The organism is Ferruginivarius sediminum (assembly GCF_003344765.1).
GTDB classification, from domain to species: domain Bacteria; phylum Pseudomonadota; class Alphaproteobacteria; order Kiloniellales; family Rhodovibrionaceae; genus Ferruginivarius; species Ferruginivarius sediminum.
The window spans coordinates 91369-98922 of record NZ_QPMH01000015.1 but is presented as its reverse complement, the minus strand read 5'-3'; the positions used below and the strand labels follow the sequence as shown (position 1 = coordinate 98922).

The window sequence follows — 7554 nt, the reverse complement described above, 5'->3', positions numbered from 1 at the left end:
AGTCGCCATTGTCGCCGTCATGCGCAAGATGATCACCATCCTCAACGCCATGCTTCGCGACAACACGCCCTGGCAGCCAAAAGCGGCATGATGAAAGACAGTTGCTCACCCTCCTTTCCTGAACACCCCCCGCAGCCGTCGCAGCGCATGCCTTGCCCAGATGAACAGCAGGTCCTTGCGTATCGGCGCCGGCTGGGGGTCCAGTTCGATGCCGACCTGCTTGATGTGCTCGCCGTCCAGCTTGCGGACGATCAGTTCGACCGGGCCCAGGCGCAGGCGGTCGCCGGGGACGGGCTGGCCGCGCAGGTGGCGGCGGAGGAAGGTGTCGGCGCTGAGGTCGTGCTCGGCGGCGGGGACCGCGAGGTCGTACATCGCCACGAGGTCGCCCACCTTCACCTCGCCGCCGAAGGCGAATTCGCCCAGCACCGCCTCGTCGCGGCCCCGGCGGTCGCGCTTCGGCGGGCGGCCGAACACTTTGTCCAGCTCTTCCAGCCGCTCGGCGGGCACCACGACGACGACGTAGTCGCCGGGGGAGAGGCGGCCAACGGTGCCCGGCCGGCGCATCGCACCGTCGCGGATGACCGAGACGACGTCGATGTCCGCTCCGATGGGCAGGTCGTTCAGGTGCCGGCCGGCGGCGGCGCTGCCGTCCTGCACCGTGTAGGCGGCCATGTCGCGGCCGACGTCGGCGGGCAGGTCGACGTCCACGCGCTGCGAGGGATCGGGCGGCGGCGGCAAGGCCAGGTTCAGGCCGCGCGCCGCCGAGTTGAGCGTCCAGCCCTGCACGATCAGCGAGGTCAGGACCACGACGAAGGCGACCTCGAAGTACAGCGCCGCGTTCGGCAGCCCGGCCAGCACCGGCACGGTGCCCAGGAAGATCGGCACCGCCCCCCGCAGGCCGACCCAGGCGACGAAGCCGCGCTCGCGCCAGGTGAAGCGGAACGGCAGCAGGCAGGCCGCCACGCTCAACGGCCGCGCGACGACCATCAGGAAGACCGCGATGGCAAGCGCCGGCAGCAGCGAGTCCGCAAGCTGCGAGGGCGTCACCAGAAGCCCCAGCATCAGGAACATGACGATCTGGCTGAGCCACGCGAGGCCGTCCTGGAAGCGGTCGATGATCTGAGTCGCCCGGTGGCGCTGGTTGCCCAGCACGATGCCCGCCAGATAAGCGGCCAGGAAGCCGCTGGCACCCACGTTCTGCGCCCCGGCAAAGATGACGAGCGCGCCCGAGAGCGCCAGGATCGGGTAGAGGCCGGTGGCAAGCTGCAACACGTTGACGAGCCGCAGCAGGGCATAGCCGCCCACCAGCCCGAACGCCGCGCCGCCTGCGATTTGCAGCACGAACTCCGCGCCCAGGTCCAGCGCCGCCGACCAGCTTGCCTCCGGCATACCCAACTGAAGAAGCTCGACACAGGTGACGGTCAGGAAAACCGCCATCGGGTCGTTCAGGCCCGATTCCGCCTCCAGCGTGGCGCTCACCCGCTTGACGAGGTTGGTGCCGCGCAGGTTCAACAGGAAGAACACCGCCGCCGCGTCCGTCGAGGCGACGACGGAGCCGACCAGCAGGCTTTGCAGCCAGTTCAGGTCTATTAGGAAGAACGCCGCAACCCCGGTGAGGACCGCCGTCGCGATGACGCCGACGGTTGCCAGCACCAGCGCCGGCCAGGAGGCGAGGCGCAGCGTGTCGCGATGCGTGCGCAGGCCGCCGTCGAACAAGACGATGGCCAGCGCCGTGGCTCCGATGGTGTAGGCGGCCTGGAAGTTGTCGAAGTGGATGCCGCCCAGCCCGTCCTCGCCGGCCAGCATGCCCAGCGCCAGAAACACCAGCAGCAGCGGCGCGCCGATCCGGGAGGAAATGAGCCCGGCGAAGATACTGACGAAGACGAGCCCGGCGCCGAGCAGGATAAGTTGATTGCCCAGCTCCATGCCGTCCGTCATCCTCCCCGTGCGCCTCGCTCATCGGTATGTTTAATGAATAACATGTCTCGATGCGTCCGGCATCACCCGGGCAGCCGTTACGATTAGCGTCGCCTCAGACCCGGAAGAAGAAATGGGCACCGGGCAGGCATAATCTTGAATTCAAAGCAGACTGCCGGAAGCCGCTGTTTTCAGCTAAACCATCCCGCCCAGCCGCTCGCCGTCGCTCAGGCGCCTGAACCACTGCCAGGCGGTGCGCACGGCTCGGCCGTCGACGTTGGGGGCGCAGCGGCCGGCGGCGGCGTCGTCCGCGTTGACGGTGCGGATTTCCAGGCTGAAACGTGTCCTGTCGGTCGTGTTCGGAACGCTGGCGTGCAGGTGCGCGCCGGAAAAGCACATCAGGTCGCCCGGCTCGATCTCCATCGCGACGGCTTCCGAGGGATCCGGCGCTTCCTCCACCACCGGGAGGAAGGGGTAGTCGTCCAGCGGCTCGCCTTTGCGGCGGCGGCGCAGCACCTCGGCAAGATCCCAGCCCGTGCTGTTGTTGGCGACCGGGCGGGCGAAATACGCGGGCAGCAGGGCGATGGTGCGCTCGGCCGTGACGGGCATGACGGGCGACCACCAGTTGGTCTGCGCCATGACGTTGGAACCCCAGGTATCGCGGTGCGCGCCCAAAGGCTCGGTGACGATGCCGCGCGCACCTTCGGCCGGCGGCTGCACCCGCAGCTTCAGGCCGTCCTCGTAGGTCCTTCCGGGCTCCACGCCCGCTTCGCGCAGGGCGGCGTACAGGGCCTCGCGGATGGCCTCGTCCCTGCCAAGGTCGCGGCGCAGGGCGTTGGATGCCGCCTCGATGCCCGCGCCGTTCATCGCCCGGTGCACCGATTCGGGATCGTCGCCCATGACGCGCCGGAGGTGTTCCGCCACCCGGTCGCGGAGGGCGCGCATGCCGGCAAGCTGGCGGAATACCAGGATGTCGCCGCGATAGACGCGGGCATTGCGCGTGGCCTCGTCAAGCGGGGCCGTTATCAGTGCAATCGCGGTCATGCGGCATCCAGACGCATTCAGGCGTCGTCCCTCTCGCGGTGTCGCCGGCGCACGCGGCGAACGCGCGTCAGCCTTTGGCGCGTGTAGTAGCGGGTTTCCTCCAGAAGCGCCAGCAAGCGCCGTGCGCCGCGCCCGAAGGTTCCGTCCCGGCGATCGTAGGCGTCGAGCGCCTTGTCCGCCGCATCGGCCGGATCGCACTCCACGGGAAGGCGCACCAGCCACGCCAGCAAGGCGTCTTCCGCCCTGGCGGCGGGCTCCCCCGGCCCGGCCGCCAGGGCGCGGCGGATCAACCAGCCGGGATCGAACCACGGCGCGCGCTCGTCGGCCTTCGGCTGACTCACGGCCGGCATGATGCTGGATGGAGCGCCGCGGTCATTGGCGACATGGATGGCGTCGAAATCTGGAAAAGAGGACGTCACGCGATACCTCCTCCCGGTGCACCCCGCCCGGGTTCTGGGGTTGAACGGCACGTCGCGGCCGGTGTCCTGGCTTGCGGGTCGCCGCCGCGTGCCGGCCTTCCCGGTCCATCGGGACCAGTGGCGCGTGCTGGCACGCAGCTCGCCGCTTACAGTTGCGGGGGCAGCTCCGGCATTGGCCCGACCCGAGAAGGCGGGCCGCACGGGATTCCCGTTTGCATCCCCTATAAGAAGGGGATGACCGCGACGCATGTGGAAAAAGGATGCCGGGGCGTCCGTGGTCGTGTCAATCGGCCTTAGTCGTCGGACGCCTTCACCAGCACCGTCAGGCGGCAGGGCTGATCGAACCAGAAGGCGCCGTCGGCTTGGCGCGCGCTTGCCTCGAAGCGGGCGCGCATGGCCGCCTCGTGCCGTTCGACGGCGGGCTCGCGCGCGGGATCGACGGCAACGATGTTGTCCCGGAACGCCTGGAAGGACGCATAACGCACCGGCGCGGCGTACTCGGATTCGTGCATCAGATGCCAGCCGGTCTGCGCCGCCGCGCGACCCAGGGCTGCATAGGCGGCGGCGCGGACCTCGGTCTCGTCCTCCACCGGCTGGACCATCTCGAACACCGGGCCTTCCGCAATCGGCTCGACGACCAGCAACCGCGCCCCGGGACGCAGTATCCGCCACGCCTCGGCAAGCGCGGCGTCCTGGTGTTCGACGGGGACATGATGCAGGGCGTTGAAGCACACGGCCGTGTCCATCGAGGCATTGGCCAGCGGCAGCGTCTCGCCCCCGGCGGCAATGTAATGGATCGGGCCACTTGCCTCGGCCTTATCGTCTGCTTCCCGCGCATGCAGGAGGGCGGCGTGCTGCGGGTCGATGCCGATCACCGACGCGGCCTCACGGGCCAGTATCCGCGCAACCCCGCCCTGACCGCAGCCGATATCGGCCACGCGCGCCCCGGCAAGCGGCAGCCACTCGCGCAGGACGGCGGTGTGTTTGCGGCGGGGGCGCTTGGCGTGGTCGGCGGTGTCGGCGATCATGCCTGGACTTGTACCGCATCGGGCGTGCAAGCGCAGCCCCGATCCCTACTTCACGATCAGCACGTCGACGTGGGCGTTGGCGGCCAGTTTTTGCGAGACGCTGCCGAGGATCAGCCCCTTGATCTGGCTGAAGCCGCGGTTGCCGACGACAATGAGGTCGGGGTTCTCGGCGTCGGCGGCGTCGAGGATGGCGTCGGCCGGATCGCCGATCATCGTCTCCTCGCGGATCTTGAGTTCGCCGCCGGCGGCCTCCGTCGCCTCGGAACTCGCGCGGTGCAGGACGGCGCGGGCGATGTTCTCCCACGTCTCGGTCGCGCCCTCGTCCAGGTGCTCGACACGGGCGAATTGCCGCAGGCTCTCGGGCACCGGCTGGCGCGGCTCGACGTTGGCGAGAACAAGCTCGGCGTTCTGCGTCTTGGCAATGATGGCCGCGCGCTCGACGGCGCGATAGCTGTTGGGCGAGCCGTCGACGGCGGCGAGTATCCGCTTGTACATCCTGTCTCCTCCCCGGCAGGCGGGTGCTGCCCCGCGCGTATCCGACCCTGACGCGGTGGGCGGCGGTTCACCTTGATCCTGGTCAATCCGGGTAGGTCTTGCAGGGACACGGCGATCGGCTAGGCTCGGGGCCATGCGGCTGGCGCCGAAAGGACAGGACGACGGGAAGGCAACGTATGGCGGTCATACAGGGTCGGCGGGAGTTCGCGGGATGAGCGATCCTCGCGATTGGATCGGCAATAGCGTCGAGCAGACGGATACCATCGACATCGCCCGGGCGCGGGCGATGCAGGCGACGCAGGACCGCGCGCCGGACCTTTCGGACGGCGATGCGCTGCCGCCGTTGTGGCACTGGATCTATTTCTGGGAGACGGCGCCGGCCTCCGCCCTGGGCGAGGACGGGCATGCCGCGCGTGGCGGCTTCCTGCCGCCCATCGACTTGCCGCACCGCATGTGGGCCGGCGGGCGCCTGCGCTTTCACCGGCCGCTTCTCGTCGGCGGCAGTGCGCGCAAGACCTCGACCGTCACCGATGTGACGGAGAAGCAGGGGCGAAGCGGGCGGCTGGCCTTCGTCACCCTGCGGCACGAGATCGCGGACGATGGCGGCCTCTGCCTTGTCGAGGAACAGGACATCGTCTACCGCGAGGCCCGCCGGCCCGGCACCACGCCACAGGGCCAGCCTGCGCCCGGCGATGCCGTCTGGCGGCGGCATGTGCGGGCCGATCCGGTGCTGCTGTTCCGCTACTCGGCGCTGACGTTCAATGGCCACCGCATCCATTACGATCAGCCCTACGCCGCCGGGCACGAAGGCTATCCGGGCCTGATCGTGCACGGGCCGCTGCTGGCGACGCTGCTGGTCGACCTGATGCTGCGCGAGGGCCGCCGGGCGGCCCCCGCCGGCTTCGATTTCCGCGCCCTTCTCCCGGTTTTCGACACGGCCGGCTTCGATCTGTGCGGGCAGCCCGCCGAGGCCGGCGCCTCGCTGTGGGTCGCCGATGCGGACGGCTGCCTCGCGATGGAAGCGCGGGCCACGGACTGAGGCGTGCACCTCCATCGAGCCAAGGCTCAGGCGTACCAGAAGTCGTCGGCGCCGATGAGGCCGGCGGCACCCAGGACGGTCACCTCGTTGTCCGCGTCGAGTTGTACGATGGCATCGGCGCCGTCATCGCGCACCGACACCTCCGCCAGATCGCCGTAGTCGAAGCCGCGCAGCTCGATCAGGTCGCGGCCGTCCTCGAAGTCGAGAATCGTGTCGTTGCCGGCGTTCGCCGCGAAGACGAAGAGATCCCCGCCGGGCCCGCCGGTCATGAATTCGTCACCGTCGCCGCCGATCAGCGTATCCTGGCCGCGCCCGCCATCGAGCTCGTTGTCGCTGCCGCCGTGGACCTGGAGCACGTCGTCGCCGCGTCCGCCGCTGAGCGTGCTGCGACCCGGGCTGCCGGGCGCGATGGTGGCGGTGAGGGTATCGTCGCCCTTTCCGCCGTCGAGGATGTTTTCGGCTGTTCCGTCCTGCGGAGTCTCGGCGTCCATTCGGGCGGTTGCCTGCATCTCGTCGTCGCCATTGCCGCCGTAGAGTATGTTGGTGGCGGTGCTGACGCCGAAGAAGCCTCCAGGCTCCAGCAAGGTGACGGTCGCCTCGGCAATCAAGGTGTCGTTTCCGTCGCCGCCGCTCAGGGTGTTTTCGACGGTGTTGAGGAAACTATGGATACCGCGAGCCTCCGCCATCAGGATGTCGTGCCCAGCCCCGCCGTACAGCGTGTTGCTTACCTCGACAGTATCGCTGTTCGAATTGCCCAAGGCGTGTGCGCTCAGGGTGTCCTCGCCGTCGCCGCCATACAGCAGGTTCGTTGCGCTGCGTCCCCCGTTCGACTGCGCGACCGCCTCCGCGGTCAGCGTATCGTTGCCGCTGCCACCCATTAACTCGTTGCGAACGTCGCTGTGCAGGCCACTGAAATCTCCGGTGGCGACGGCGTGGATCGTGTCGTGACCCTTGCCGCCGTCGACGATGTTGAGGGCGGTACTGCTGTCCGGCGCACTGAAGAAGGCGATTTCGGCCGTGGCATGTATGACGTCGTCGCCATCCCCGCCGTCGATATCGTTGATTGCGGTCAGATCGACGTTGAATAGGCCGTCCGCGAAGGCGGTCGCGTCGATGGTGTCGTGCCCGGCGCCGCCGTCGATATCGTTGTGCGCCGAGGCCGTTGCGCTTTCGTCGAGGATCAGGGCCTCCGTCATGGCGCTCGCTTGCGCGGTGATGTCGTCGTCGCCATCTCCGCCGTCGAGTTCGGTGTGCGCATAAGTCTCGCTGCCGAACGAGGCAGTCACGGCCGCATCCAGCGTATCCCTGCCGTGCCGGCCATGTTGCGTCGTCACGGCTTCGACCGTCTCACCGGGATGGCCACTGACCTCGACGTCGGATATCAGCGTGTCGCTGTGCTTGCCACCGTCGAGGGTTGTCCGGTTGAACGTGCTGGTGAGCACGTCGTCGCCATGAAGTCCGAAGATGGTCAAATCTGCATGGTCGGCCGCCAAGTTATCGTCATGCTTGGTGCCGTAAATGATCGGCGATGTCATGCCAGCCTCCCCGTGTTTCGCGTATCACGGCCCAGTGGGGCTAGCTCCCTCTCAAACGATAGTAAATAAATGCAATT

Annotated in this window: 7 protein-coding genes and 1 riboswitch; of the genes, 1 reads left to right on the top strand and 6 read right to left on the bottom strand. The window is 68.4% G+C overall.

What is annotated here, in order from left to right:
• Positions 1-105 precede the first annotated feature (105 nt).
• The 5 genes from DRB17_RS14810 to DRB17_RS14790 all read right to left on the bottom strand — a co-directional run bounded on the left by DRB17_RS14810 (position 106) and on the right by DRB17_RS14790 (position 4903).
• Entirely contained in the window at positions 106-1938 is a 1833-nt protein-coding gene (locus DRB17_RS14810) for a potassium/proton antiporter (protein WP_241503848.1), read from the bottom strand.
• A gap of 174 nt (positions 1939-2112) precedes the next feature.
• Entirely contained in the window at positions 2113-2961 is an 849-nt protein-coding gene (locus DRB17_RS14805; RefSeq protein WP_114582991.1) for a phytanoyl-CoA dioxygenase family protein, read from the bottom strand.
• A 17-nt stretch (positions 2962-2978) separates the two neighbouring features.
• A complete protein-coding gene (locus DRB17_RS14800; RefSeq protein ID WP_114582990.1) occupies positions 2979-3380 on the bottom strand; it encodes a hypothetical protein in 402 nt (133 codons plus the stop codon).
• A 39-nt stretch (positions 3381-3419) separates the two neighbouring features.
• Positions 3420-3638: riboswitch (cobalamin riboswitch) on the bottom strand.
• Positions 3639-3673: 35 nt separating this feature from the next.
• Complete coding sequence (locus DRB17_RS14795; protein WP_114582989.1) at positions 3674-4408, bottom strand: class I SAM-dependent methyltransferase; 735 nt, start codon at positions 4406-4408, stop codon at positions 3674-3676.
• Between the two features lie 45 nt (positions 4409-4453).
• Positions 4454-4903: a universal stress protein gene (locus DRB17_RS14790; RefSeq protein WP_161958844.1), complete on the bottom strand. Its 450-nt coding sequence runs from the start codon at positions 4901-4903 to the stop codon at positions 4454-4456.
• 211 nt (positions 4904-5114) lie between these two features.
• On the opposite strand from DRB17_RS14790, the gene DRB17_RS14785 reads away from it, so the two are divergent.
• Complete coding sequence (locus DRB17_RS14785) at positions 5115-5942, top strand: HTD2 family dehydratase (protein ID WP_114582987.1); 828 nt, start codon at positions 5115-5117, stop codon at positions 5940-5942.
• A gap of 26 nt (positions 5943-5968) precedes the next feature.
• On the opposite strand, the gene DRB17_RS14780 is transcribed toward DRB17_RS14785, so the two are convergent.
• Positions 5969-7477: a calcium-binding protein gene (locus DRB17_RS14780; protein ID WP_114582986.1), complete on the bottom strand. Its 1509-nt coding sequence runs from the start codon at positions 7475-7477 to the stop codon at positions 5969-5971.
• Positions 7478-7554 lie beyond the last annotated feature (77 nt).